24 protein-coding genes, 2 pseudogenes and 1 other annotated feature are annotated in these 24832 nt (G+C 67.4%); of the genes and pseudogenes, 15 read left to right on the top strand and 11 right to left on the bottom strand.

All coding sequences use genetic code 11. The features are described from left to right. Positions 1–3: 3 nt before the first annotated feature. From CTJ15_RS04285 to CTJ15_RS04265, 5 genes are all read left to right on the top strand, one after another. Entirely contained in the window at positions 4–915 is a 912-nt protein-coding gene (locus CTJ15_RS04285) for a glycosyltransferase family 2 protein (RefSeq protein ID WP_039733113.1), read from the top strand. Then, the gene (locus CTJ15_RS04280; protein WP_019462776.1) at positions 915–2162 is read left to right on the top strand and encodes a glycosyltransferase; all 1248 of its coding nucleotides are present in this window, start codon (positions 915–917) and stop codon (positions 2160–2162) included. Before CTJ15_RS04285 ends, CTJ15_RS04280 begins: the two co-directional genes overlap by 1 nt. A gap of 8 nt (positions 2163–2170) precedes the next feature. Continuing rightward, a complete protein-coding gene (locus tag CTJ15_RS04275; protein ID WP_019462775.1) occupies positions 2171–3592 on the top strand; it encodes a hypothetical protein in 1422 nt (473 codons plus the stop codon). A 65-nt stretch (positions 3593–3657) separates the two neighbouring features. Next, a complete protein-coding gene (locus CTJ15_RS04270) occupies positions 3658–5043 on the top strand; it encodes a hypothetical protein (RefSeq protein ID WP_019462774.1) in 1386 nt (461 codons plus the stop codon). A gap of 256 nt (positions 5044–5299) precedes the next feature. Then, on the top strand, positions 5300–6421 hold the full coding sequence (locus CTJ15_RS04265) for an acyltransferase family protein (RefSeq protein ID WP_157223127.1): 1122 nt from the start codon (positions 5300–5302) through the stop codon (positions 6419–6421). Positions 6422–6684: 263 nt separating this feature from the next. Here CTJ15_RS04265 and CTJ15_RS24640 read toward each other — a convergent pair. Next, positions 6685–6867 (bottom strand): annotated as a pseudogene (locus CTJ15_RS24640) (transposase domain-containing protein); the annotation flags it as partial. Between the two features lie 7 nt (positions 6868–6874). Next, complete coding sequence (locus CTJ15_RS24215; RefSeq protein WP_193009598.1) at positions 6875–7348, bottom strand: hypothetical protein; 474 nt, start codon at positions 7346–7348, stop codon at positions 6875–6877. 35 nt (positions 7349–7383) lie between these two features. Here CTJ15_RS24215 and CTJ15_RS04255 point away from each other — a divergent pair, with 35 nt between their 5' ends. Then, positions 7384–9006, top strand: coding sequence for an ISL3 family transposase (locus CTJ15_RS04255; protein ID WP_026033620.1), 1623 nt, complete (start codon positions 7384–7386; stop codon positions 9004–9006). A 120-nt stretch (positions 9007–9126) separates the two neighbouring features. Here the strand turns inward: CTJ15_RS04255 and CTJ15_RS04250 are convergent. Together CTJ15_RS04250 and CTJ15_RS04245 are read right to left on the bottom strand one after the other, a co-directional pair. Continuing rightward, positions 9127–9876: pseudogene (locus CTJ15_RS04250) on the bottom strand (IS3 family transposase); the annotation flags it as partial. Further along, positions 9469–9585, bottom strand: a sequence feature (AL1L pseudoknot). It overlaps the preceding pseudogene by 117 nt. Before the next feature lie 104 nt (positions 9877–9980). Next, positions 9981–10214, bottom strand: a complete 234-nt coding sequence (locus CTJ15_RS04245; protein ID WP_126281819.1) for a hypothetical protein — start codon at positions 10212–10214, stop codon at positions 9981–9983. A gap of 989 nt (positions 10215–11203) precedes the next feature. Between CTJ15_RS04245 and CTJ15_RS04240 the strand changes: the two genes are divergently transcribed. The 4 genes from CTJ15_RS04240 to CTJ15_RS04225 all read left to right on the top strand — a co-directional run bounded on the left by CTJ15_RS04240 (position 11204) and on the right by CTJ15_RS04225 (position 14492). After that, positions 11204–11961 (top strand): IS5 family transposase gene (locus CTJ15_RS04240; protein ID WP_085977400.1). Its coding sequence is split into 2 segments (ribosomal slippage): positions 11204–11540 and positions 11540–11961, totalling 759 coding nucleotides; the frame shifts between segments, so codons are not numbered across the junction. Positions 11962–12022: 61 nt separating this feature from the next. Next, on the top strand, positions 12023–12544 hold the full coding sequence (locus CTJ15_RS04235) for a helix-turn-helix domain-containing protein (protein WP_019460394.1): 522 nt from the start codon (positions 12023–12025) through the stop codon (positions 12542–12544). Then, a complete protein-coding gene (locus CTJ15_RS04230; RefSeq protein WP_126281818.1) occupies positions 12499–13071 on the top strand; it encodes an IS630 family transposase in 573 nt (190 codons plus the stop codon). The genes CTJ15_RS04235 and CTJ15_RS04230 overlap by 46 nt, the downstream gene beginning before the upstream one ends. A 521-nt stretch (positions 13072–13592) precedes the next feature. Next, positions 13593–14492, top strand: a complete 900-nt coding sequence (locus tag CTJ15_RS04225; protein WP_019460397.1) for a hypothetical protein — start codon at positions 13593–13595, stop codon at positions 14490–14492. Positions 14493–14499: 7 nt separating this feature from the next. On the opposite strand, the gene CTJ15_RS04220 is transcribed toward CTJ15_RS04225, so the two are convergent. From CTJ15_RS04220 to CTJ15_RS04205, 4 genes are all read right to left on the bottom strand, one after another. Then, a complete protein-coding gene (locus tag CTJ15_RS04220) occupies positions 14500–14868 on the bottom strand; it encodes an SH3 domain-containing protein (protein ID WP_019460398.1) in 369 nt (122 codons plus the stop codon). A 3-nt stretch (positions 14869–14871) separates the two neighbouring features. Continuing rightward, positions 14872–15336 (bottom strand): hypothetical protein, encoded by a 465-nt coding sequence (locus tag CTJ15_RS04215; RefSeq protein ID WP_126281817.1) that lies wholly within the window; start codon positions 15334–15336, stop codon positions 14872–14874. A gap of 164 nt (positions 15337–15500) precedes the next feature. Beyond that, on the bottom strand, positions 15501–16538 hold the full coding sequence (locus CTJ15_RS04210) for a hypothetical protein (protein ID WP_019460400.1): 1038 nt from the start codon (positions 16536–16538) through the stop codon (positions 15501–15503). Next, a complete protein-coding gene (locus CTJ15_RS04205; protein WP_083854005.1) occupies positions 16535–17800 on the bottom strand; it encodes an FIST signal transduction protein in 1266 nt (421 codons plus the stop codon). The genes CTJ15_RS04210 and CTJ15_RS04205 overlap by 4 nt, the downstream gene beginning before the upstream one ends. Positions 17801–18059: 259 nt before the next feature. Between CTJ15_RS04205 and CTJ15_RS23845 the strand changes: the two genes are divergently transcribed. The 5 genes from CTJ15_RS23845 to CTJ15_RS04185 all read left to right on the top strand — a co-directional run bounded on the left by CTJ15_RS23845 (position 18060) and on the right by CTJ15_RS04185 (position 21512). Beyond that, the gene (locus CTJ15_RS23845; RefSeq protein ID WP_126281816.1) at positions 18060–18392 is read left to right on the top strand and encodes a hypothetical protein; all 333 of its coding nucleotides are present in this window, start codon (positions 18060–18062) and stop codon (positions 18390–18392) included. Positions 18393–18468: 76 nt separating this feature from the next. Next, positions 18469–18858: a hypothetical protein gene (locus CTJ15_RS04200; RefSeq protein WP_126281815.1), complete on the top strand. Its 390-nt coding sequence runs from the start codon at positions 18469–18471 to the stop codon at positions 18856–18858. Positions 18859–18911: 53 nt separating this feature from the next. Beyond that, positions 18912–19715, top strand: coding sequence for a hypothetical protein (locus tag CTJ15_RS04195; protein ID WP_019460404.1), 804 nt, complete (start codon positions 18912–18914; stop codon positions 19713–19715). Positions 19716–20075: 360 nt separating this feature from the next. Then, a complete protein-coding gene (locus CTJ15_RS04190) occupies positions 20076–20951 on the top strand; it encodes a hypothetical protein (protein ID WP_019460405.1) in 876 nt (291 codons plus the stop codon). Positions 20952–20954: 3 nt separating this feature from the next. Further along, complete coding sequence (locus CTJ15_RS04185) at positions 20955–21512, top strand: hypothetical protein (protein WP_019460406.1); 558 nt, start codon at positions 20955–20957, stop codon at positions 21510–21512. Here CTJ15_RS04185 and CTJ15_RS04180 read toward each other — a convergent pair. From CTJ15_RS04180 to CTJ15_RS04170, 3 genes are read right to left on the bottom strand one after another with little or no spacing between them, the layout of a single operon-like run. Continuing rightward, entirely contained in the window at positions 21509–21826 is a 318-nt protein-coding gene (locus tag CTJ15_RS04180; protein ID WP_019460407.1) for a hypothetical protein, read from the bottom strand. The genes CTJ15_RS04185 and CTJ15_RS04180 overlap by 4 nt on opposite strands. A 56-nt stretch (positions 21827–21882) precedes the next feature. After that, a complete protein-coding gene (locus tag CTJ15_RS04175; RefSeq protein WP_019460408.1) occupies positions 21883–22329 on the bottom strand; it encodes a hypothetical protein in 447 nt (148 codons plus the stop codon). Continuing rightward, complete coding sequence (locus CTJ15_RS04170) at positions 22330–24657, bottom strand: DotA/TraY family protein (protein ID WP_039732281.1); 2328 nt, start codon at positions 24655–24657, stop codon at positions 22330–22332. It abuts the gene before it with no gap. Positions 24658–24832 lie beyond the last annotated feature (175 nt).

The raw sequence follows: 24832 nt of genomic DNA, 5'->3' as shown, positions 1-24832 counted from the left end.
CCCATGGAAAAGCCGAGGATCGTGGTCGGCATCGCGACCAAAGGCAGGGCACTACTTCTGCAACAGACTCTGGTGCGCTACCTCCAGCAGACACGCTTGCCGGATCGTATCGTTGTTTGTGGTTCTCAACCAGAAGATGTGAAAAACCTGCCCTCACTGCAGCTTGAGGTTGAGGTGCTGTTGAGCACGCCGGGCGCAAGCTTCCAGCGCAACACCATCATCGACTCGAATCTCGATGCCGATATCTATGTGTTCTTCGACGACGACTTCATTCCGGCTCATGACTGGCTGGAGGTGGCGGAGCGTGCCTTCCTGCTCCGGCCGGAGCTGATGGTGGCCACCGGCCATGTCGTCGCCGATGGGATCAACAGCTCGGGCTTGGGCTTCGAGCAGGGTGCCGCCATGCTGGAAGCCATTCCGCCCGAGCCCGGCCGCGACACGGTGGTTCCGGTCTTCTCCGGTTATGGCTGCAACATGGCGGTGCGTGGGGAGACCCTGCGCCGCCACCGGCTCCGCTTCGATGCCGGGTTGCCGATGTATTCCTGGCAGGAGGATGTCGACCTCTCCCGCCGCATGGCGATGTTCGGCGATGTGCTGCGGCTGAAGGGCGCGAAGGGCGTGCATCTCGGCACGAAGATGGGCCGGACGCCCGGACAGGCCTTCGGCTACTCCCAGGTGGCGAATCCGATCTATCTGGCGCGGAAGACCTACCAGGGTGCCCGATTCTACCCCTGGCGCTATGCCGCGACGCGCATTTCGCGCAACCTGATCGCGAACCTCTATCGCTCCTTGCGCCCCGAAGCCTATGTGGACCGCCGCGGTCGGCTGAAAGGCAATATGATTGCCTTCCGCGACCTGCTGCTCGGACGGCTTGCGCCGGAACGGGCGCTGCAACTGTCGAAGTCGAAGGTCTGATGTCGCAGGGACCCGCCTATGCCGGCCGCCTGGAGGATGGGGCGGTCCCCCTCGGCCAGCCCGAGGCGCAGCGCCGCGTTCAGGAGGCACCGCGCCCGCAGGCAGGCCGGCTCGGTGCCTCGCGACATGCCCTGCGCGGCCTGCTGAAACGGCAGCTCACCCGGAACTACCTGCTGGGTTCGCAGATGCTGGCCCGGTATCTCGTCTCCAGTCAGGCGGAGCGCAGCTTCAGGCGTGTCTGCGTCGTGGCGGCGCTGCAGCGTGCCAACGGTATCACGGAGGGTGCCCGGCTGCAGTTCGAGGCGCTGCGGCAGATCGGGGTGGAGGCCGAGCTGATCGACGCTTCGCCCGCGCTGCGCAACCCCCTGGCCCGGATCGCGCATCAGCCGGGCAGCGCCTATGTCTTCCATAGTGGCGGGCCGCAGACCGCCAACCTCATCCTGGGCTGCCTGCGCGGCGCGGCGAAGGCCTGGCGCATCGGCTACTGGGCCTGGGAACTCCCCGATCCTCCCGACGATTGGCAGGATCCCCGGGGATTGATCCATGAGATCTGGACGCCGAGCGGCTTCGCGCGGGACAGCCTGCGGCGTCGTTTCACGCTGCCGATCCATGTCGTGCCGCACCACCTGCCCGTACCCGCCATGCCCGAGACGTCGGGTGGGACGCCGGGCCCGGACCGTCCCTTCACCGTGCTCGCCATGGCCGACAGCCGCTCGAGCTATGAGCGCAAGAACCCGATCGCCGCGGTGAAGGCCTTCCGTGCTGCCTTCGCCGATTCGAACCGCGCCAACCTCGTGGTGAAGCTCAACGGCCGCGCGGAAGAGATGGAGGCGCTCTGCCGCGAGATCGGCAAGGCGCCGAACATCGAGGTCGTGCAGGCCTATCTGGACCAGGACCGGTTGCAGGCGCTCTATCGCTCCGCTGATGCGTTCCTGTCCCTCCACCGCGCCGAGGGCTTCGGCCTGCCGATGGCGGAGGCCATGATGCAAGGCCTGCCGGTCGTGGCGACCGGATGGTCGGGGAATCTGGAATTCATGGATGCCTCGAACAGCATCCTGGTGCCCTACGAGCTCGTACCGGTGGCCGACGGCGCGGGGGTCTATGGCGCCGGCAGCCATTGGGCGGAGCCGCGGATCGAGGCCGCGGCGCAGGCCCTGCGCCGCCTCGCGGACGATCCTGCCTATCGTGCGGCCATGGCCGCGGCGGCGCGCCGTTCGAGCCTGGCCCGTCGCTTTGGACTGCCCTGAGGCGCCCCATGCAACCGACGCAACTCGGCCTGATCCTGATCCCGCTCTGCCTCATCTACTGGCAGCAACCGAACAAGCTGCTGGTGATCGCCCTGATCGCTGCCATCTTCGAGGGTGGCGCAGCCCTTCTCATCGGTGGCTTCGGCCTGCCGACCGCCACTCTTCCGGCCCTGCTGATCATGGGCTTCGTAGTCATGCAATATGCCCTGGGCATGCGCTATCCCGGTGAGTCGGTGGTGCTTTGGGCACTGCTGCCGCTTCTGGCCTTCGCAGCCTATGCGGTGGGATCGGCGCTGCTGCTGCCGAATGCTTTCGAGGGCAAGGTGATCGTCTGGCCACAGCCCACTAAGGACGCGGTGCTCTACCTCGCGACCCCGCTGCGGGCGAGCGCGGGCAATATCACGCAGACCATGTACCTGCTGCTCAACGTTGCCGCCGCCGTGACCACCGCCCTCTACGTCACGCGGCGCGACCTGAACTACCAGCTCTTCCTCAAGGCCTATATGGTGGGGGGCTACCTGATCTTCGCGATCAGCCTCTGGCAGTTCGCTTCACGGGTCGCGGGGGTTCCCTTCCCGACGAGCTTCTTCCACTCCAACACCGGCTTCGCCATCGTCGAGCAGAACTTCGGTTCCATCCCGCGGATCAGCGGCCCGTTCGCCGAGCCCGCGGCCCTCGCGGTCTACATGTCCGGTGTGGCCTTCTGCAGTCTCTGGCTCTGCGTCCGCGGTCACCGGGTCATGTGGCCACAGGTCTCTCTGATCACCTCCACGCTGACGATCCTGCTTTCGACGTCCACCACCGGCATCGTGACAGTGGTGGCCGGTATGCCGCTGACGCTCTGCTATGCCGCCGTCACCGGGGGCGGGGAGGGTTTGCAGCGTACGACCAGGACCCTGGCCACGCTGGTCGTGGGCAGCCTGCTCCTGCTGACGCCCCTCCTGATCCTGAAGCCGGAGATCATCGACGCCGTCGACAAGATCGCCGAGATCACCATGTCGAAGCAGGATGGCGAATCCTATGCCGAGCGCACCAGCTGGGATCTTGATGCGGTGCAGGCCACGGTCAGCACTTTCGGTCTCGGCGTTGGCTGGGGCAGCTTCCGCTCCTCCAGCCTGATCCCGGGCCTGCTCGCCAATGGTGGCGTGCCCGGGCTTTTCTGCCTGATTTGGCTGGCCATGAACATCTACGGACTGTCCGGAAGAGCGGCGCGGGTGGTGCCGGAGCATCCTGGCCAGGCCGCCATTGATGGTTTCCGGGCTGCCCTTATCGGGCAGCTCGCCGCGGCGGTCCTGTCGGCACCGATGATTGTGTCGGTGGGCTTTTTCCTGCAACTGGGAATCGTGGTCGGCACCGCTGCCCGGATCACCCTGCGATCGCGCAGGACGAACCTGATGCCTATACCGATGGCGGCGAGCTTCCTGCGATGACGGGATATCAAGGAACCGGGCAGCCGGACACGCCGGAAGCCTCTACCGCCGGCAAGGCTCGGACCATGCGGCGGCCCCGCTCCGGGGCCATGATGGCCGCGGCGATCGCTTCGCTGATTTCCGTCTTCCAGCCCGGCTGCCCGGATGGGCTTCACATTTCGTTCGTCGCCCGTGCCATCGCGGCGCCGCCGTCGCGCCCGGGTGTTGACCCGGCGACCTCATCTGCATCCACGCCCGGGAACAGCAACGGAGAGCAGGACGCCGGGGCCCGTGTCCAGATGGTGCAGGCGGTGCGAGCGGCCGATGTCACGGCGCGGCTCGGCGTGCAGCCCGACCTGCACCAGGGAAACTGGTCCACGATCTCGACCATGATCTCGCAGGCGCACCTGATCGGCGCGGGAACTCTGCGGATTCTCAACCCGACACAGGGCAACCGCGTCACCGCGACGGGCGCGGTCGATCAACTCGTCCTGGCCGGCTTCCGGTTGAGCCTCATCGCCAATCCAGGCGACAGTCCCGATGAGAACGTGGCGGCCGTCGCCCGGATCGAGAAGCGCTTTCCCGGCTCGATCGCTCTGGTGGAAGGGCCGAACGAGCCGAACAACTGGGGAGTCGACCATGCGGGGCTGAGTGGCATTCCTGGCGCCCAGGCATGGCAGAAAGACTTCTACGCGGCCATGAAAGCCAACAAGGCGACAGCTCATCTCCCTGTTGCGGGACTATCCTCCTATCCCTTTGTCGCCGCGGACAGCGACCTCAACAACCTGCATGTCTATCCGAACAACGGAGACCAGGCGACGGAAGAGATCCAGGCCACGATCGGCCGTCAGGAGGCTGTCGATCCGCACAAGCCCTTCGTCATCACCGAGATGGGCTGGTACACGCTGCCCGGCCAGCGGGCACCCGGGACCCAATGGATGGGAGTCGACGAGCGGACCCAGGCGAAGCTGCTGCTGAATGCATATCTTTCGGCCGTACAACTCGGCGCTGGACAGATCCTGTTCTTCTCGCTGCGCGACTGGCCTGCGACCGAGCCGGATGGCCGTTTCGGTATGTTCCAGAATGACGACAAACCGAAGCTGGCAGCCCGTGTCTTCAGCAATCTCCGTGCCGTCATGCGGGACATGGGCAGCGCCGCCGCGAGCTTCGCGCCCGCGTCCCTGGCCTATTCCGTCGCCGGCGCACCCGGGATGCGCAGCCTTCTGATGCAGAAGTCGAACAAGGGCTTCATCCTGGCTCTCTGGCGCGAGCCCCGGGTCTGGGACCCCGAAGCTGTCAAGTCTCTCGAAACGCCCGGGGCGGAGACTTCGCTCCGCCTTGCCGCCCCGGCGGACATCACCGTCTATGAGCCACTTGCCGGGCCCGAACCCTCCCAGACACTGCCGCAGGTGGACAAGATCCGGGTCAGTGTCGCGGATTCGCCCGTCCTGCTCCTGATCCGGTCACGATGAGAAGGCGGAATTCGCATCGAGGACCGCGTCAGCGGATCATGGGGAAGCATTGTTTTCCTGGTCGGCCTCCGCGCCCTGATTACAGAAACGATGGTGATGACTGCGTGTTGCTGAACCCGTTCTGTCGGGAGAGGCCACTCCATGCCCGTCCCGCCTTCGTCATCAGAACTGCCATTTCCACCTTTTCCCATCGCAGGCGAGGTTCCATCGTTGCGAACCTTGCCGCCATGGTGACCATTCTTCCGGAGTTCCCGGCGTGACACCAAAACTTGTGAGTACGGCGCTGCCGGCCGATGCCATCGCCTTGCTGGATCGTGGCACGGCCGCGCCCAAGCAGGATCACGCGCAGAACAGCGGCGTTCGGGCGAAGCGGCTCACTTGGCTCGATACTGCAAAAGGGTTGGGTATCGTGCTGGTGGTCCTCGGGCATGCCGCCGGTGGCCTGATCGACATGAACGAACCGCAGCTATCCTGGCTGCACATGTTGATGTTCGCCATCTACACCTTCCACATGCCCTTGTTCTTCCTCCTCTCCGCCGTGCTGGTGCCGGCGCGGATCATGAAGGGGAGACCGGCTTTCGCTCGCTCGATCGTGGAGAGGATCGTCTACCCCTACGTCATCTGGTCCATCCTTCAGCTGACGGTGATCTATCTGGCGGGTTCGCTCGTGAATGCGCCTGTTAACGATTACTGGACGACAATCCTCAGCCTGCCCTGGCACGCGGTGTCGCAGTTCTGGTTCCTGTACTCCCTGGCGATCCTGCATCTTCTCGCCATGCTGCTACCCAGCATTGGTGCCTGGGGTTTCGTCGCCATGATGGTGGTCGGCCGGATCCTCGCGCAGACGCTGCCTATCGAAGGCATCCTGGGCCAGACCCTGCTCTTCGGAGTATTCTATGGCTTCGGCCTTGTGCTGAATGCACCTCGCCTGACACAGCTGAGGAAGCCACGCCCCTGGATGGCTGCGGTGGGAGTAGGGGTCCTGCTTCTGGCGCTGTCGTTTTCCATCCGTGTAGATCTGCTGCCGCTGTTCCAGCAGGATCCGCGTCCCTCGGCCGGAAGCGTCGCAGGCGCGGCCTGGGAACTCGAAGTTCTTCCCATGGCGGTCCTGGGCACCGCGGTGACGATCGGCCTGGCGATGGGTCTCAAGGGGCCGCTCGCGGCCGGGTTGGCCTATATGGGGCGCAACTCGATGCCCATCTTCCTGGCCCATGTCATTTTCGTCGCGGGCACGCGGATCGTCCTCTGGAAGTTGTTTGGGCCTATCGACCTGTTGTCCTTGCTCCTGCTGCTGACGGCAATCGGGCTGATCGGGCCTCTCTTGCTAAGATGGATCGCCATGCGTCTTGGTGTGGCGAAGATTCTGGCTCTGCAATAGCCGGTCCGCCCAAGCCACGAAGGATGGCGGTGCTGCCGTCCCGACCTGCCGGACTGGCCAGCCTGGATAAAGACCGGACTGCCTGTTCAGAGGTCGCTTAGGCTCATACCAACGGCATCAGAGACTGACCTGTTTAGAGCCTACCCCGGTAGGGCAGGTTGCCCGGTAATGAAGCCGCGGGCGAAGTGGAGCAGGGCGAGGTAGTCGGCCACACTACACGACAGTGATGGCTGGGAGGCCAGGGATCAGTTGAAATGGAGGATTCATCCCTCGCGAAGAAGGATCCTGGCCATGACTGCTCTTCCCGGCTCTCTCATGTCGACGCTCCAGCCGTTGACGAGGCGGGTCAGCATGTCGGTGATGTAGCGCTGCGGGTCGACGCCGTTCAGCTTGCAGGTTTCCACGAGCGATGCGATGGCGGCCCAGCGTGCGCCACCATCGTCCGAGACGTGTTCATTGTGCTGTGGTTCTTTCTGCTGAGGACGAATGGCGGCTGGGTGGTGGGGCCGAGGCTGGCATCTGGGCAGAGAGCTGCCAATCCCACTGGTTGTGGCCTCTCTGGATCCGGTAGGCTGAGAACTCCTTTCGACGGACGCGCTCCCAGACCGCGGCAATCGAACTGCCGCTCCGTTCGGCGATGTCGCGCGCCCGTTCCATCCCGGTGGTGTCCGCCTGTCCGCCGAGCCGCTCGAGGTCGCCGGGATCGAGCCTGATCCAGAGCTTGGATGCTTGGCTGCTCTGATCGCAGGCGAGGACGCCACGATGAGCCCAGACGCGAATGGCGCCCAAGGTGATGCCAAGGTGCCGCGCCGCCACCTTCGCCGGCACGTACCCGTCCGCCCGGACATCGATGTCAACGCCGCCTGAATCGTGGTTCTCCCGCATTTCCCGTGCTGCTGGGTAGGCGTTCTGGGTCGGGATGAGCACATAGGAGGAACACTGCCCTCCTTTGAAAGTCTCCCTTGCCCAAGCGCCTCCTGCCCCTGATCCCGGCGGGACTGTTGGTTCAGCAGGTCCTGCCCACCTCTGAGCACATCACCATCAAGGCGAGCCCGCGCCAGAACGCCGCTGCCTGTCCCGACTGCGGCGTGGCTTCGCGGCGCGTGCACAGCCGCTACGGTCGAACCCTTGCCGACCTGCCTTGGCAGGGTCGTCCGGTGACACTGGCGGTCCACGCGCGGCGATTTCGCTGCCTCAACTCGGCCTGCGCCCGCCAGACCTTCGCCGAGCGCCTGGCCGAGGTGGCACCGGCTGCGGCGCGCCGGACCGAACGGCTGGGCGGGGTGCAGCGCTGCCTCGGCCTCGCGCTCGGCGGAGAGGCCGGGGCGCGGCTGGCGTACAGGCTCGCCATGCCGACCAGCGCCGATACGCTGCTGCGTGTTGTGCGTGCGGCTGCGTGCCGCGATGACCCACTACCAGCCCCGCGCGTGCTCGGTGTGGATGACTGGTCCTGGCGTCGGGGGCACCGCTACGGCACGATGCTGGTCGACCTGGAGCGCAACGCCGTGGTCGATCTGCTGCGCGATCGCCAAGCTGAAACACTCGCGACCTGGCTGCGCCGCCATCCTGGCGTCGAAGTTGTCGCGCGTGATCGCGCCGGCGCCTACGCGGACGGGATCCGGCAGGGTGCTCCTGCTGCGGTCCAGGTCGCGGATCGATGGCATTTGCTGCGCAACCTCGGTGATGCCGTGCCCGCGCTTGTCGACCGGCACGCTGCTGCCGTGCGCCGTGCGGGACGGCTTATCGCGGACACGGTGGCGGCCGCTATTGCAGCCGAGCCGATGCCGCCCGCCCCACCGCGTCCGCCGAACGCTGCGGCACGGGCGAGCCAGGCCTCATTGGCCCGCAGGCAGGCGCGCTACGAGGAAGCCGCAGGGCTGCGCGCCAAAGGGGTTTCGATCAGCCGCATCGCCGCCCGCCTCGGGGCCGAGCGCAAGACGGTCCGCCGCTGGCTCCGCCTCGGGCACGCCCCATCCTGGAAGCAGCGGCCGCGCACCAGCACCCTCGCGGCCTTTGCAGACGTGCTGGACCGGCGTTGGGCCGAGGGCTGCCGCAACGCAGCCCAGCTCTGGCGCGAACTGGTTGCGCAGGGTTTCGCTGGGCGGCCCGGCACCGTCCGCGCCTGGACCACCCGGCGCCGTGGCACCGAGCCAGCGCCGACCGCGCCCCGTCCCACACGAATGGCACCGGCATGGCCGGTGCCCTCGGGCCGCAGCGTCGCGCGCATTCTGATGGCGGACAGCAACACGCTAAAGGAGACCGAGCGACAGTTTGCCGCGCGGATGCTGGCCGAAGCGCCCGGATTGGCCGCCGCGATCGCGGTCGCAAGACGGCTGCGCCAGGTGCTGCGCCGCAAGGGAGGCGAGACGCTCGCGGAGGTGCTCGCCGCGGCGGAGAAGACCGAACTCGCATCCTATGCCGCCAACCTGTGCCGCGACATCGATGCCGTGCAGGCCGCACTTGACTTGCCCTGGACCACGAGCCCCGTCGAAGGGCAGATCAACCGGCTCAAGCTGATCAAGCGGAGCATGTATGGCCGTGCCGGGTTCGATCTGCTCCGCAACCGCGTGCTGAACGCTGCATGACAAAACGACAGCACGGGAAATGCGGGAGAACCACGATTCAGGCGGCGTCTACACCACGAAGGAGAGCACCGCCTACCACCCGCCAGATCGTATCGCTCCGCAATTCGCCGACAGTATCTATGTGAAATCCGAGACCCACAGCACGTTCGGCACCGGTGCCCGGAACTGCCGCTTCACCAGGTCCGCCGGGCATGGCGTCGCCGGGTTCGAGACGGTGGTCCTGGTCTCCCGGCCGCGTACGACGCCCCGCAGCCCCATGTCCCGCATCAGCCGCTCCATCGTGCAGCGGGCGACCGCGATGCCCTCGCGTCCAAGCTGCCGCCAGACCTTGCGGGCGCCATAGACCCCGAAGTTTGCCTCGTGCACGCGCCGGATCGCAGCGCAGGTCTGCGCGTCCCGCACGCTGCGTGCTGACACCCTGGAAGGGTCGGCCCGCTGTGCGACGTGCGCGTGGTAGGTGGACGGGGCAATCGGCAGAACCCGGCAGATCGGCTCGACCCCGTAGACCTCGCGGTGATCGTCGATGAAGGCAATCATGTCCTGAACCGGCGGTCGAACTCCGCCTGAGCGAAATACGCCGATGCCTTGCGCAGGATCTCATTGGCTTGGCGCAGTTCGCGGTTCTCGCGCTCCAAGGCCTTGATCCGTTCTCGCTCAGCGCTCGTCGGCCCGGGCCGCCCCCCCTGCGTCACGTTCGGCCTGGCGCACCCACTTGCGCAGCGTCTCGGCGGTGCACCCGATCTTGGCGGCCACCGAGTTGATCGCCGCCCATTGCGTCGGGTGGTCGCCGCCGCCCTCCAGCACGAGGCGGACCGCCCTCTCCCGCACCTCCGGCGAGTAGCTCGCTGCTGTCTTGCCCTTCGTCGTCATGGCTCCATCCTCTCAAGGTCTGGGGCCTCCGACAAACCCAGGGCAGTTCACTTCGTCCAACTCGCAGCCATCGCCATCCTGCTCGCGTAATTCGTCACCACGGCCTAGCGCAGCAAATGCTTACCCGGCAGCAACCCTTCCTCGTGCGCTGTCAGCCGGGCAGCGATGATCACAGGCCGTCGTCCTTGCGGGCTCAGGCTGTCCCAGATCATCAGCAGTTCGTCGCGCCCGGCCCGGCTGCGGACCTGGAAGTCTAGTAGATCCCGGGGTTCGTGGCAGTCCAGTAGCACGGACGCCGGATCCGCATCGCTATGGCCGATGCAATCGCGACCCGCCATGTCAGGCACGCTCCGGAATATAGGGCATACGAAGGCAACCTGCCTGACTGACTGCATTAATGGCTTCCCTGGCCAGTTCCTCAGCGGCAATGATAGGCACGCGGGCTCCGGGGACGCGCTCTGCCGCCTCGATAAGCATCCTAGCCGCTTTTTCCACCAGATCTTCCGGTAGATCCCTCTTGCCCGTTCCAGGATCCGCGCCTCGGTCCATCACTCTGCCTTCACCACCGCAACCGCCCAATCAGGAGCATTGTGCACCCGCATGAGTTGTATATCTTAAAGTCACGGGATGGAGAAGCTGTGATGAGAGTTATGCGGCTTGGACTTCCCCACTGCCGACCTACGGCTACCGACGGATGCATGCCCTGCTGCGGCAGAGGGCCGAGTTGGAGGGGTGGCCACCTCCAAACCACAAACGCGTCTGACGCGTCATGAGGGCCCACAATCTCCTCCTGACCCGCCACGCAGGCGGGGTGGAGCGCCGCCACGACGATCGTATGGCCGTCGATGCCCGCAACACTCGCTGGTGCTCGGACGGCTTCGAGATCGCTTGGCGCACAACGGCGAGCGGGTCTGGGTGGCGTTCACCCTCGACTGCTGCGACCGGGGGGCAATCACCTGTGTTGCAGTATCACCTCCGAGCGCGTCAGGGACATGATGGTCGAGGCCGTCGAGCGCAGGTTCGGCCTCGTCGACTGCCCGCCCAATGCCGTCGAGTGGCTCAGCGACAACGGCAGCTGCTACTTTGCCCGCGAGACCCTGCGGTTCGCCAGCAGTCTCGGCATGCTCCCCAGAACCACCCCGCTCCAGTGTCCTCTCGGCGCCTACACTGACCTTCCACTCCCCTTCGCCCAGCACCTTCAACCCCGTGCTGTTCACGATGAGATGCAGCGGCTAAGTACGGTATCGGAACTAGGGTCCGTTGACATTCAGGATTCCTGTTGCCGCTCAGCTGTGATTCAACTCCGCCTTTGGGGGGCGGCGGCAGGATGGATCAGGATCGGTTTGGGGTGCGCGATGCGGTCTGGGAGAAGATCGCGCCGCTGTTACCTGGCAAAGCCTCAGACAGCGGCGTGACTGCAAAGGACAACCGGCTGTTCCTCGAGGCGGTGCTGTGGCGGGTGCGCACGGGCCTGCCTTGGCGCGACCTGCCGGAGGGCTTTGGAAAGTGGAACAGCGTGTTTCAGCGCTTCCGCCGTTGGGTACGGGCTGAGGTTTTCGACCGCATCTTCGAACGCGTGTCCGACGAGCCGGACTTCGAGTACGCCCTGATCGACGGCACCATCGTCACCGCCCACCAGAAGGCGAGCGGCGCAAAAGGGGGACTCAAAATCAGGCCATCGGCCGCTCGCGTGGTGGCCTGACGACCAAGATCGTCGCCCTCATCGATGGGCTCGGCAACCTGGCACGCTTTGTCCTGCTGCCAGGTCAGCGCCACGACACGATCGGTGTGCCGCCCTTGATTGAGGGCGTCGCCTTCGGTGCCCTGCTCGGTGACAGGGCCTTCGACGCCGACTGGCTTCGGGCCGAACTCGACATCCGGGGTGCCATCGCCGTGATCCCACCCAAGGCCAACCGCAAAGGCCACTTCGACTTTGACCGCCATGCCTATCGCTGGAGGCACCTGATCGAGAACTTCTTCGCCAAGCTCAAGGAGTTCCGCGCGATCGCTACCCGCTACGACAAGACTGACACCAGCTTTCGCGCCAGCATCAACCTCGCCGCGGCCATCATCGCCTCACGATGATCGTCAACAGGCCCTAATATGGGATGAGAGACGTTGAGGGCGTGAGGGTTTGGAGGTTGCCATGCGCCCCATCAGCCTGGACACGCTATCGGCGGAGCAGTTGCAGGAGTTGGACGAACTCTACCGCCGGACACACGACGTGCGGGTGCGGACACGGGCGCAGATGATCCTGCTCGCGGCCGAGCAGGGGATGGTGGCGGCCGAGATCGCGCCGATCGTTCGCCAGGACGAGGAAACGGTGCGTCGCTGGCTCGCCCGTTATCAGGCAGAGGGCGTGGAGGGGTTGTCGGACGCACCCCGAGCGGGTGCACCCGCCAAGGCTACGTCGGGGTACCGCGAACGCCTGCTCCAGATCGCGCGCTCCCGCCCACGCGCGCTGGGTCTGCCCTTCTCGCTCTGGACGGCGGCGCGTCTGGCCGACCACTTGGCGGAATTGACCGGGGTGCGCATGAGCACGCCGAGCATCTGTCGCCTGCTGCGTGAAGGCGGCATGGCGCTGAGCCGACCGCAGCACAGCATCACCAGCCCTGATCCGGAATATGCCCTCAAAAAGGGGCGCTCGAAACTGCCCGCAGCAGCCTGAACGAGGGCGATGCCTTCTACTACGCCGACGAGTTCAACATCAGTTGGCTCCCGACCCTGCGGGCCCTCTGGGCTCCCAGAGGGCGGCAGGTCATGGTGCCGACGCCCGCTCAACCAACACGCCGCTACGGCCTTGGCGCCGTCGAGTGGCGCACCGGCGAGGCCGTCGTCATCGCGCGCCGCCACAAGCGGCGCCGCGAAGTCGCCGAACTGCTGAAGGCCCTTCTGCAGCGCCATCCGCATGGCACCGTCACCGTCGCCTGGGACAACGCCAGCACCCACGAGGATGACGAAGTCGAAGCCGTGCTGCGTGGCGCTGCAGGCCGTCTCGTCCTGCTCTACCTTCCCACCTACAGTCCCTGGCTGAACCCGGTCGAGATGCTGTGCCGGCACTACCGCCGGGAGGTCACGCACTGCGAACTCTACGAAAGCATCGACGCCCTCCTCGATGCCACTCGCACCTTCTTTGACAGCCTCAACCAGTCACCTGAACGTGCCCTCTCGATCATCGGAGCACATCCCGCATGACTTCCGACACAGTACTTAGTGGTGCCTGCACTCGGCTGGGCGGTGACATTCTCGATGTAGACCGAGAGGCTGGGACAGGTGCGGTCCGCACGGCCGACCAAGATACCGTAACCGGCCTGTCTGGCGCGGTCACTGACCGGCATGTGAACAGGGTCTTTCCGTGGGTGCCACGGCAGAGCGTGAAAAGCGGCTTCGGTTCATGGGCCGATGCTGGCGGAAGCGCCTCGGCTTCCGGCGCTGGAGCATCGGGGTTTGGTCGCAGAATCGGAGGACGAGGCGTCGTCGGACGCCCCGGAGGGGCCGGCCATGGTGGTCTCCTAACGGTCGATGCCGCTCCGAGTGAGACCTGGGCCCTGCGAATGGCGAGCCTCCGGCCCCTTCGGCAACCGCTACTGCCTTGCCTCGCCCCCGTTCAACAGGTAGCGGGTTCTGTCTGGTCAGCTGGGGGACCGGTCCTGTCTTCGCCTTTGGACGTTTGCAGGCGGTTCGTACACCCTGTGCGGCGAGATCGGGAGGTCCGGATGACAAGCAAGAACAGCCAGGACCGGCCACAGGGGGAGCGCATCCGCAAGGATCTCGATGCCTTCCAGGCGGCTGCGGCCCGGCTAGGCCTGGTGCGCCGGGGCGGGAAGCGCGAGCCCGTCCTGGCCGAATGCGCGCCGCCGGCGGGCGAGGCCGAGGTAGCGGCCGTCGAGGCGCAGATCGGCCGGCCTCTGCCAGCGACGTTGCGCGGTTTCTTCCTGGGCACCTCCGCCCACCTGGCCGTCGAATGGTCGCTGCCGGTTACGGAAATCCGGAACGTGGAGGGAGTGGTGCTGAGCATGCTGGACCTGAAGCCGCCGCCGCGCTTCTGCCTGCATCTCAAGAAATACAACACCTCCGAACCGTTGGCCGACCGGGGCGAGATCCGCATCAGCCTGGGCGAGGTGGCCTCGAACTGGCACGAATGGCACGGGAGCCTGCGGGATTGGCGCGCCCCGGACCCGCATGACACGCCCAGGGGACGGGACAGGACACGCCACCTGCTCGGCTATCTGGAGCGGGGCTTCCCCGTCATGCCGTTGGCCGGCGGCGACTGGCTCTGCATCGACACGGCCGACCCGCGGGAGCCGCTGGCGCTGATGTCGCAGACGACGGAGGACGTGCCCGGTGTCCTGCTCGGGCAGGATCTGCTTGATCACCTGGACCACCAGGGGCGCCTCGGCTTCCCCGGTTTAGAGATCGAACTGCTGTCGGTGTTCCGGGACAAGCCGGCGAGCATCGCGCTGCGGGAGGCCTACGCGGCTCCCTACGACCTGGCCACCGTGAAGCGCCGGCGCTTGCATCTCCCGGTTGCCTCGGTGACCGATGCCGACAGCGAGCCCGGGCTGGCCTGGCGGGCCTGGCTGTTCGGCCTGGACAGCCCCGCCGCCTCGGCCTGAGCGTGTTTCAGCGCGGCGGCTGGCCGCCGTAGACGAAGTAGACATGGCCGCGCTCGTCGCGGCGGGCGACGCATTTCATGCCGATCCAGCGGCCACGCTCGATGCTCTCCTTCATCACCCAGCCGCGCACGCCGGTCTGGGTCTCCACCGGCAGGAAGGCGTTGCGGGCGGGACCGGTGACGGCGGTCCAGGAACTGACGCGGCCTATCTTCTCCGCGATGGTGTCTGGCGCGGCGAACACGAAGACCTGCGCCGAGGGACCGCCCCGGATGCCCCAGCATTGCAGGCCCGGGCTGTTGTCGACGTCCGGGATGGGACGCTGCGCCCAGGCCGGGGAGGCAGCGAGCAGCGCCGCCGCGAGAAGCAGGGGGCGCATGGCTCATCTCACCCGGGGCGCGGCACGGCGGCGATTGTACTCCTGCAGGACGAGCTCGGAGGCATTCGTCATGAAGCTGGCGGCCTCCTCGCCGCGGGCAAGGTTGCCCAACGGGGCGTAGCGGTCCCAGCGCCGGGCCGCGGCGGCCTTCCGGAAGTAGGGTATCTGCTGCGGTCCGCCGGGCGGGCCGTTGCCGGAGGCGGCGTTGTCGATGCGGAAGGCCACCATGTCGAGCACGAGGCAATCCCGGACGTCCTGGGGCGTGCGGAGAGGAGAGATCGCGGTGACGTAGCACTGGTCGATGGCGGCGATGACGCCGCTCATGCCCTGGCGATCGTAGGCCGCCGTGAAGTCGCGGATGGTGTTGTTGACCATCATGGTCACACCGACCCTGGCGCGCGCCGTCCGGGCGTCCTCCGGAACGGCGGCCATGCCGATGGAGGTGTCGCCGGGGAGCGGTGAGCCCACGCTCGGCGACACCGTGCGTCCAGGCGCCTGGCAGGCCGCGAGCAGCAACAGGCAGCAGGACAGGGCCGCAGGCAGGCGAAGCCACAGGCCGGGCTGACCGAGGGAAGCCCGGCGGCCGGAACCCATCCGCTTGGCCCAAGAAGTCTGGGGGGACGTGGCAACGCTCATCGGGCATGCGCCTCGTTGCTGTGGACCAGGTGTGGCACGCCCGGCCGGAGTGCCCGGGCTTCCTGGGCATGGATGTCGAGCAGGACGATGCTGCCCGGGAAGCGGCAGGCCTTGCGCACGAAGGTGACGAGGCGGTTCAGGTCCCGGAAGCTCCGGTCCGACAGGCCCCGATAGGTGGTCACCCGCCGGAAGCCGGCCGCCCAGCTCGGGCGCACCAGCACCAGGTATTCGCCGTCGTCCTGCCCCAGCACCACCACCTCCCGGATGCCGCCACCCTTCCTGATCCCCTCGGCAATGTCGCCCTCGCGGATGACCGGCTTCGCCGGATCCATGCGCCGGGGCGCTGTTCGCTCGTTGCGGTCCGGGCGCTCGGCCGCCTCCGTCGCCACCGGCGACGGGGCCGGAGGGCGAACCGGAGGCTGCCGCTCCAGGCTGCGGATCCGCCAGAGGCCGTGGATCAGGCCGGTCAGGGCGGTATGGCCCAGCTCGGCACCCTGCTGGCGAAAGATCTGCCCGGCGGGACCGCTGCCGCCGAGGATGGCCAGCGCATAGCCGCTGTCGGCATCGTACTGCCAGACCATCGGGCCGCCGCCGAGGTGATCGAGAAGCGGCAGCAGCGCCTGACGGATACTGGCCGGCGTTCCATGGTCGCCAGGGATCTGCGCAACGGTGGGCGGCTCGCCCACCTCGAAGACCAGATGTCGGGTGTCTTCGTCACAGCCGAGCGCCGAGACGACGGCGAACTCGCCCTTGCCGGTCGCCCGCTCGGCCAGGATCAGCGCCTTGGTGCAGAGCATGTATTCGGCGAGCAACTCGAGGAGGCGCCCCATCAGCTGCTCGGTGTCGAGCGCGTAGGCCGCGGTATGGGACAAGTCGCGATCGAAGCGCGCCTGCAGCTGATGCAGCCGGACCTCGCCGGTCAGGCGCGTGCGTTCGTCCTGCATCCGCTGGAGATCCTCGCCGAGCGAGGCGCAGAGCCGGCGGTAGTAGAGGAACTGACGCTCGAAGGAGGCACGCGGCACCGGCGGGTTCACGGCCGCTGCACCTTCAGCGTCGTCAGGACGCCAGTCCAATCCAGGGGTTGGCTGCGTTGGCGGATCGGGGCGATCTCGACGCCGGAGTAGAAGCCCATGAAGGGCACCCGGTCGATCAGTGTCTTCGTCACCACGCTGGCCTCCTCCTCGTCGGTGCCGCTCATCACGCTGGCCCGGCCGGCACAGTCGATGTAGAGGCGCAGGATCGCCTCGCCGGCATCCGCGCCAGCCCGCATCGCGGCAACGGCACCGTCGCGGGCCGCTGCCAGCATGAGCTCGTTGTCGTTCTGCATGAGCTGCACCATGGCGCCCTCGGCGAAGTCGGGCTCGAACAGGGTGATGCTGCCGGTGTCTCGGTTGCCGGTCAGGATCAGGCGGTTGACATAGTCGTCGGGCCCGCCGTCCTCCCAGGGATCGTCCAGCTTCTCGCCGAGCGTCATGATACGGTTGGGGTGGCCCGCGGCGTCGATGAGGGGCTGGCCGATGCGCGCCTCGATGACCTCGAGCGCGGGGCGGTTGTCGAGCTCGAACACCTCCGCGCCCCCGATGCGGGTGATCGTCATGTAGGTACTCACGGGACGGCAGGCTCGGAGTACCACGGTCGTGGCTGTGACGCAGGGCGGGAACACCAGGGCCGCGGCGGCATGCCGGTGGACCGCGCCATCGAGCAGCATCCAGCTGTCGGTGAGGTTGAGATCGGTCAGCAGGCCGCCGCCGACGACCGAGCCATCCTCGCGCCAACAACTCTCGAAGCCCTCGAGGACGGAGCCCGCGACATGCAACTCGCGCGGCTCGAAAGAGCGCACGCTGTCGTAGAGCAGGAGAACGACCGAGCTGTCGTTGTGCTCGCGGCGGGCGGCGGCGCCGAGCATCCGGCCGCCGTCGTAGTCGCTCTCCTCCAGGGCATGGGTGGTGTGGACCCGGGGAGTGGTCGCGGCATTGAAGAAGGCGACGATGCCCACCTCCAGGCCGCTATAACCGAGTTCGCTGGCCCCGATGACGCCAGCCGCCGATCCGCCCACCACCGTCACGCCCGGAAAGTATTGCCTCAGTGTCGAGAGCATCGCGCCGGGATTGTGCTTGCCTCCAATGAACACCAGCAACAGGGTGGGTGCGGCCAGGGTCTGCTGGCGAAGGGCGTCGTCGCAGCGCTGCACCGCCTCCTGCGCGGTTGATCCGCGTCCGTAGACGGTCACGATTTCGTGATCTGTGGCGGGACAGGCGGCTCTCTTCCAGACGTTCCTTAATAACGCACGCGCCATTTCATGATCTCCCACCAGGCAGCGCACCGAGCCAGCGATCGACCTGAGTGGAACGCATGAAACGCACAAGCGATCCTCAGAAAATACTCATTTTGATGAAAGTACAATCTAGCGACGTATCATCTACGTCGTTGCTCAACCGAAGCGCGTCAAGCTAGGCAAGTCACAGGCGAAGCACGCAGAAGCGAGATGAGCAGTGGGAGCCCTATTCGACCTTTGGCCATTCGGTGCAAGACGGCAAAAACGCCACGCCAACAATGTGCGAATTGGCCTCAGCGCAAACCTCTACGATCTGTACTGCGTCGATCCCGCCGCCCTTGGCGAGCATATCGCAAGGGAGAGGCCGATCCGGGACGCGCAGCGCGCTGAAATCGCACGCTGGAACCATGGGGCAGCGCCCTGGGGCCTGCACGCCAGGATGCGCGACCTGGGCACCGCGGGCGCCGGGGTTGTGGAGATCGGCGAGCCGGACGGTGTGCCTGGCTGGATCGCCTATCCGGTCGCCCAGGGCTGGCAACTCGACGAGTTCGACGGCAACAGCCGCCGTTATCCGGATCTCGCGATGGCGCTGGAAGCGGTGGCCGATGTGTAAAGCGAGGATTGAGCGGGGCAGCCTGCCAGTCTGCCGCCCCTAGCCACCCCTCCTGTCCTTCCGCCATTCTGGCGCGATGACGGGACGCAAGCAGAACCACCGGGAATCCGGTGCCGACACCAAGGGTTGTTGTCATGCGTCCGTCGACGAACAGCAGGCCGATCCAGGGCCCTTGCCGGTTACCTATCCCGAGGTCCGTGGCTGGCTGCGGCGCGGGGGCTATCTCCGCTCGGTGCTGGTCGAGGGCAAGGCTCTGGAAGGCGGCAGCACCGTCTACTCGGTTTATGTGGTGGGTAGCTGGCACCCAGACTGGCACGCCTTTCATGTGGCCTATCCCACCCGCAAGCGGACGTTCCGCAGCCTCGACCGGCTCATGTCCCTGCTGCGCGTGGACCTTGACTACCAGGGCGACATCGTGCTGCGGGTCGAGGGACGGTACGCCAGGGCAGGCGGCCACAAAGCGTAGCGCCGGCACCACCGGCTCCGGCAACTCTACCGGCGGCGGGGACCGCGCCTAGGATGTTCCTGCGTGGGAGATCTCCGTCCGGTGCAACCAACGAGGTTGCCGGGGGGAATGACCGCTGCCAGCCGAAGGCGGTTGAGCCGGACGCCACGGCGCTGCGGCAGCATCTGCGGAACATCGTGGCGCTGGAGAAGGCCTGTGTGTACGGCCTGCTTCGTCTGGACGAGGCCGAGCGGATACCGGACGACAGGGCCTACGGCGCTGCCTACGAGGCGCAGATCGTGGTCCAGGGCCAGTGGACCCGGTTGATCGAACGGACGGCCGCCCTGGCTCCGGCGAGCCCGGCAGGGCTGCGCTGCTATTGCGAGATCCTGCTCTTTCTCGTCACGGCGCATCAGGAAGGGGAAGCGAACCAGCCACTGGCCGACCTCGCGAGGACCTATGCGAGCAGCGTCCGCGACCTGCTTCCCCGGCTGGCCGCCGTGCCGGCATCGGCCAGGGAAACGGAGAGGGCAGCCTCGCGGGATGCCTACCTCGTCGCGCTGGCCCGGGACGCGCTCCAACTCGTCGAAGCCGTTCCGGACGAAGCGTTCTACGCGGAAGAAGAGCTGCGCCTTCACGGCCTGCTGGCCGACCTCGCCCTGACCATTCCCCGAACCGTCACGGGTGCCGTGGCGCTGGCCACGCTGATCGGCTCCTGTCTGGATCGTCGCGATGCCTTCGAGGCGATGCCGGGCTTCCTGCCGCTGCAGCTGAACCTGATCGACGCGGTGCAGGACCTCCTCGACGCAGCGGACGGCGGGATCGGGACCTGGGACACCGGACCGAACGGCGGGCCCGTTCGCATGGGGCCCGCCTAGCCTCGTCCGGTCATCAGAACCGGACGGGCATTCATGCGACGCATCCTCCTGACCACCTGCGCCTGCGCGGGACTTCCCGGCCTTGCCCTCGCGCAATCGCTGTGCGCGCCGCAGGCCGGCAGCGGACAGCCTCCGCCGCCACCCCCGGCCTTCACGCTGCCGGCGCCCATGCCAGCCACGCCGCAAGCCTGGCCGTCCGGCGATGGCGCCGCCACGCCCCGCCCATCCGCGCCCGTGGCATCGCCCGCGGCCGTACCCACCGCTCCGTCAGATGCCACGCGGACTGCCGCCGCGACCGGTGCCGGCCTGTCGGCGCCGGTCCTTCAGCGGGTCGTCAAAGCAGGCGCCACGTTGGAGGACATGGGTCTCAACCACGGGCTCCGGCTGGTGGTGGCGCGCGCGGGCGCCGAGTTCATGCTGCTCTCCGTCCTGCCCTCCGGCCAGGCGATGGTGGCGGGCTTCCCGATGGACCTGACCCTGGCCCGGCTGCGCGCGACCGGCGGTTCCAGCGTGACCGATCTGGGCGAGCGGGAGGGGCTGCGTGGGCTGGTGTTGCGCAGCGGCGACACCTTTCAGGTGTTCTACGCCACCCCGGATGGCGAGCGGGTGATCCCCGGGATCATGTGGGACGCGGCCGGCAGGAACCTCACCCGCGATCACGTCGCGGGCATCGAGGGAGCGATCCCGACCGTCACGATCGGGGACGTGCCGGCTGGCGCACCACCGGCCCCGCCTGCTGCGGTGCCCATCGTCGCCGCCGCTGCATCCGGTGCGGCTGCCGCCAGCCCCCTGGCGGTGGCCCAGCGGGCGCATGCCGGGGTGGTCGGCGCCGAGGCCGCGCCGCATGTCTGGATGTTCGTCGATCCGCAATGCGGCTACTCCGTGCAGGCCTTGCAGCGGTTCCAGCCGCTGGTCGCGGCCGGCCGCCTGCGGCTGTCCGTGATCCCGGTCGCCATCCTCGACCACGCCAATGCCGGACGCAGCACGGCCGATGCTCTGGCGATGCTAAGCCATTCGGCGGAGGGGATGGTCGCGGCGTGGAGCCGGGGCGACCTGCGCTCGGCGCCCAGCCCCGAGGCGCCGGCCCGCCTGCGGGAGAACACGGCCGCGGCGGCCGCGATCGCGCTGCGCGGCACGCCCACCCTGATCTGGCGCAAGGCGGACGGGACCGAAGGGCGGGTGGACGGGATGCCGACCAACATCGAGGCGGTGCTCGCCTCGGCGACGGCGGGCTGAGCCATGGCCATTGACCTCGGCCCCGGCCTTTCGGGCCAGAAGCCCGCCCGCCGCTCTCGGCTGGCCTGGCTGACGGCCGGCCCTCTCTGGATGGCGCGTCGCACGGGCGAGATGGCTGGCGCCAGCGAGATCCGCTCGGGATATGGCCTGCTGCGCGGGCTGGGCGGCGCGATCCGGCGGGGACCGGCACGACAGAGCGGGCCGGTGGCCGACGCGCGGGGCTATCTCGATCCGGTGGCCACGGCGTTCAACATGGGCATCACCGAGTTCGAGCTGGAGAAGCGCTGGAAGGAGAGGCGGCGGCAGACGGCTCGGGTCGCGTGGGGCTGCTTCGCGGCGGGCTGGATCGCCCTGCTCCTGTGGGTCTGGCAGATGGTGGCGATGCCGGCGGGCGGAGGCGGACGGTTCTGGGCGGCGTTGCAGTTCCTGCCCTTCTGCGCCGCCTTTTTCGTGCTGGCCTTCCGCAACGCCTGGGCGAACTGGCAGCTGAGGACGCGGCGGCTGGCCCCGGCCGGCGCCTATCTGCGCACGGCCGAGGGCTTCTGGCCGAGGGGCGGCTAGAAGGTGCCGGGGGGAGCGTAGACTGCACCGCCCGCGGCCCCGGTCGCCCAGGGGGCATGTTCGTAGTCGGGCCGGCCAGCCATGGCGCCACGTGGGTCGTTGGGTTTGACAATGGTGCCGTTGCGGTTGAGCACGGGCGGCGCCCATGTGGCGTTGACCGTGCCGGGCGCGGCAAAGGGATCGTAATTGGGGTTGCTGACAGAGGGCGCCGCCGGGGCATTGTAGCTGCTGGTGGTGCGGACGTTGCCGCTGCTGCAGGCCGCGAGGGAGAGGGCGGCGAGGGCGGCGAGGAGGGCGGATCGGGAGGGGAGCATGGGGCCTGTCCTGGTTGTGGCACCATGCTGCCCGGCCCCGGTGCGAACGGCCGGGGCTAGTCGGTCCCGTTCCTGAGCCGGGCCACCTCGGCGCGAAGCATCTCCACGTCTTCCAGCAGTCCGGAGTTTTCCGCTTCCAGGTCGACGACGCGATCCAGAAGCCGGAACTTGTTGTCCTGCAGCGCGCTGGCCTGGGTTCGCAAGGCTTCCCGCTCGCCCTCAACGGCCCGCGCATAGTCGCGCCATTGGTTGCGCTCCGTCACGACAGCGACACCCTGCTCGCGTAGTCGCTGGATAGCGGTTTCGAGAGACTGGACGACCGCCTTCCACTCCGCGATAGCGCTTTCTACGTCACCAGCGTCATAGGAGCGCTGCGGGCGGCGAGAGGAAAAGCGCGACTGTAGGTATTCCCGGAACTGCGCTTGGTTTTGCGCACTCTCTGCCGCAATCCTCCCCAGAAGGTAACCAGCGGCGCCACTGATTCCAGTTTCATGGTCGTCCATCTAGCCCTCCCTCTGAGATGGCGAGATGTCGGTCGCGGCCCTCAGCGTGGAGTCCATACTATCACTTGGATTAGTGGCAAGGCGAGGGCGTTCAGTCCCGTGCTGTGGACCGTTTATGGATCCGCCAGCAGAGCCCTGCTTGCCTACCCTTGGCGTGACAGCCCCTTGAATCCGCTCTAGCGCCCCAGCAGCGCCAACCAGGGCCGCATCCCGGCTGAATCCGTCCATGTCCACCCGGTTGGCCGGCAGGAAGCCGATCAGGCGCGGGATGTGGTGGGGCACCAGGGAGATCATCCGGAAGGACATCAGCGCCAGGACGACGTGGGCGAGGACAAAGATGCAGAGCAGCACCACGACGCCCAGCACGTTGGTCACCACCCAGCCGTTGCCCAGCACGAAGCCCGTCGCCACCCCGAAGCTCAGGCGCAGCAGCCACGACATGCTGGCGAAGATGAAGTAGCCGACGAACAGCCCGAGCAGCATCAGCACCGGGCGGAACAGCACGTTGAACAGCAGCGAGTAGCCTTCCGTCGCGGTGCCGTGGAGGCCCTCGCCGCGCATGGTCATGTGCGCCAGCATCCACAGCGGCACCGCGATGACCGCCTCGCACACCAGGATCAGCCAGCCGGCGACGCCCGCGACCCAGATCAGGAAGGGGATGAGGGGCAGGACGTAGGCGATGGTCAGGCCGGGGATCAGCAGGCCCGAGATCAACGCGAAGATCGCCGGGCCGAGGAACTCCAGCACCTTGCCCAGCCCGGTGAATCCGGCCGCCAGGACCCCACCCAGCACCGGCACGCCGCCGAGGGCGGTGCCCACGGCGTTCGTGCCTCCCACGCCGATGCCAGCTGTCCCGAGCGCGCCCATGGCGGTCGCGACCATGGCGTGGCCGAGTTGCATCAGGTTGCCGAACGGGTCGATCCAGACGCTGGTGCCGGGGGTGACGAAGTAGTTGGTGACGAGGGACAGGATGCGTTCGCTCAGGCCCAGCGAGCGGAAGACCCGCTCGACCATGCCGGCGCCATCCTCGGCCGGCGAGGCGCCGGAGAACAGGCCCGAGCCGCCGAACGGCGTGTTGGTCTGGTCGGTGGTGGCGACGTAGGCGCTTACCCGCTCCATGAAGGCCTCGGCCGCCGCGGAGAGGGGTGTCACGTCGGCGGTCAGGGCGGGGCCGAGGCCGAGATAGGAGGGACGCTCGACGCGGGGCACGCCGCTCATCAACGACAGCGTGGCGCCGTTGAGGCGGGAGAACTCCAGGTAGTAGGCACCGGCGGCCGACCAGCCGAGCGCACTCAACCGGATCGAAGTGGCATCGGGCGTGGCACCGCTGCCACGGGCATCCTGCAACGCGCTGCGGATGCTGCTCATGGCGCTGCTGGCGGCGGCGGTGAGCTGGCTGTTGTACTGGCTGGTGGCGGACGTCAGAACGCTCATCAGGGGCTGCAGATCGGCCGCGCGGCGGTCGGCATAGAACTGTTGTGCCACACTCTCGACCTGCGGGCGGATCGTTCCGGTCAGCACCGTGGTCAGGATCTGGCGCTGCTTGTCGGCCATGCCGACATCGACCCCGGCGACGGTGTTGGTGCCGCTGGCCTTGGCCAGGGTCACGGTGCCGCAGACCGGCGCGCCGGTCTCGTTGCCGCTGGACATCCGGTAGGCCCAGGTGTCGAAGCCAGGGACGTTGCCGACCCCGCCCGAGGAGATCGGGCCCGGCGCCGGCACGAGGTTGGCGTTGTTGGCGGCGGCGTTGACCAGGGCCCGGCAGAGCTCGTTGCGGATCAACCCCGCCACGATGGTCCGGCTGCCGGGGACGATGGGCTCGGCGATGACGCGGGCATCGGCACCGATGGCCGTCACCGCCGAGGTGTAGACCGTTTTGGCCATGCCGATGCCCCACATCGAGGCCTGCACCACGGCCGCCTGACCAGTCGAGAAGCCGTTGGCCAGCGGAAACATGAAGATCGCAGCGGCACCGAGACGGAGGGCGGCCATGCCGCTCATGCCGTCGGTGAGCAGGCGCGACGTCTCCGCGCCGCGCCAGATCTGCATGATCATGGAGTAGACGAGATAGAACATGGCGATGGCTGCCACGAAGCCGGTGAGGGAGCGGACCAGGGTGCCGATCACCGTGGCGGCATTGCCGGTGCTGACCGTGCCGGTCGAGCCGTCGATGGGGAAGACCGAGCGGATGACGGTCGCGGCCCAGTCGTCGCCGGGATCGAGGGCGGACCAACTGAGGTTCACGCCCGTTCCCTGGGCCAGTGCCGGCCCTGCCAGGAGCAAGGCCGGCACCAGGGTCGCCAGGGCCATCAGGGTTCTACGGCGCATCGTGTCCTCGCGGCGGGGTTGGGCTGCGAGGATGCACGCCGCCGATGCGAACAGGCCTAAGTTGAAAATCCGATTAGCCACCAATGCTCTTCGCTGCAGTGGCCGCTAGTCGCTGTCGACCCCAAGGCCCTGATCTACCGGCACACCGGCAACCTCCGCGCCGTCCAGCTACTGC

The sequence above is a fragment of the Roseomonas sp. FDAARGOS_362 genome (assembly GCF_002754815.1).
GTDB classification, from domain to species: Bacteria; Pseudomonadota; Alphaproteobacteria; order Acetobacterales; family Acetobacteraceae; genus Roseomonas; species Roseomonas mucosa.
Note: the sequence above shows the minus strand (reverse complement) of the source record. Positions and strands in the feature narration are given on the sequence as shown.

Bases quoted from the DNA above. Each gene is read 5' to 3' on its own strand.
- CTJ15_RS04285 (WP_039733113.1), top strand. From the start codon at position 4: ATGGAAAAGCCGAGGATCGTGGTCGGCATCGCGACCAAAGGCAGGGCA.
- CTJ15_RS04280 (WP_019462776.1), top strand. From the start codon at position 915: ATGTCGCAGGGACCCGCCTATGCCGGCCGCCTGGAGGATGGGGCGGTC.
- CTJ15_RS04275 (WP_019462775.1), top strand. From the start codon at position 2,171: ATGCAACCGACGCAACTCGGCCTGATCCTGATCCCGCTCTGCCTCATC.
- CTJ15_RS04270 (WP_019462774.1), top strand. From the start codon at position 3,658: ATGCGGCGGCCCCGCTCCGGGGCCATGATGGCCGCGGCGATCGCTTCG.
- CTJ15_RS04245 (WP_126281819.1), bottom strand. From the start codon at position 10,214: ATGGCGGGTCGCGATTGCATCGGCCATAGCGATGCGGATCCGGCGTCC.
- CTJ15_RS04235 (WP_019460394.1), top strand. From the start codon at position 12,023: ATGCGCCCCATCAGCCTGGACACGCTATCGGCGGAGCAGTTGCAGGAG.
- CTJ15_RS04225 (WP_019460397.1), top strand. From the start codon at position 13,593: ATGACAAGCAAGAACAGCCAGGACCGGCCACAGGGGGAGCGCATCCGC.
- CTJ15_RS04220 (WP_019460398.1), bottom strand. From the start codon at position 14,868: ATGCGCCCCCTGCTTCTCGCGGCGGCGCTGCTCGCTGCCTCCCCGGCC.
- CTJ15_RS04205 (WP_083854005.1), bottom strand. From the start codon at position 17,800: ATGGCGCGTGCGTTATTAAGGAACGTCTGGAAGAGAGCCGCCTGTCCC.
- CTJ15_RS04200 (WP_126281815.1), top strand. From the start codon at position 18,469: ATGACGGGACGCAAGCAGAACCACCGGGAATCCGGTGCCGACACCAAG.
- CTJ15_RS04195 (WP_019460404.1), top strand. From the start codon at position 18,912: ATGTTCCTGCGTGGGAGATCTCCGTCCGGTGCAACCAACGAGGTTGCC.
- CTJ15_RS04190 (WP_019460405.1), top strand. From the start codon at position 20,076: ATGGGTCTCAACCACGGGCTCCGGCTGGTGGTGGCGCGCGCGGGCGCC.
- CTJ15_RS04185 (WP_019460406.1), top strand. From the start codon at position 20,955: ATGGCCATTGACCTCGGCCCCGGCCTTTCGGGCCAGAAGCCCGCCCGC.
- CTJ15_RS04180 (WP_019460407.1), bottom strand. From the start codon at position 21,826: ATGCTCCCCTCCCGATCCGCCCTCCTCGCCGCCCTCGCCGCCCTCTCC.
- CTJ15_RS04175 (WP_019460408.1), bottom strand. From the start codon at position 22,329: ATGGACGACCATGAAACTGGAATCAGTGGCGCCGCTGGTTACCTTCTG.
- CTJ15_RS04170 (WP_039732281.1), bottom strand. From the start codon at position 24,657: ATGCGCCGTAGAACCCTGATGGCCCTGGCGACCCTGGTGCCGGCCTTG.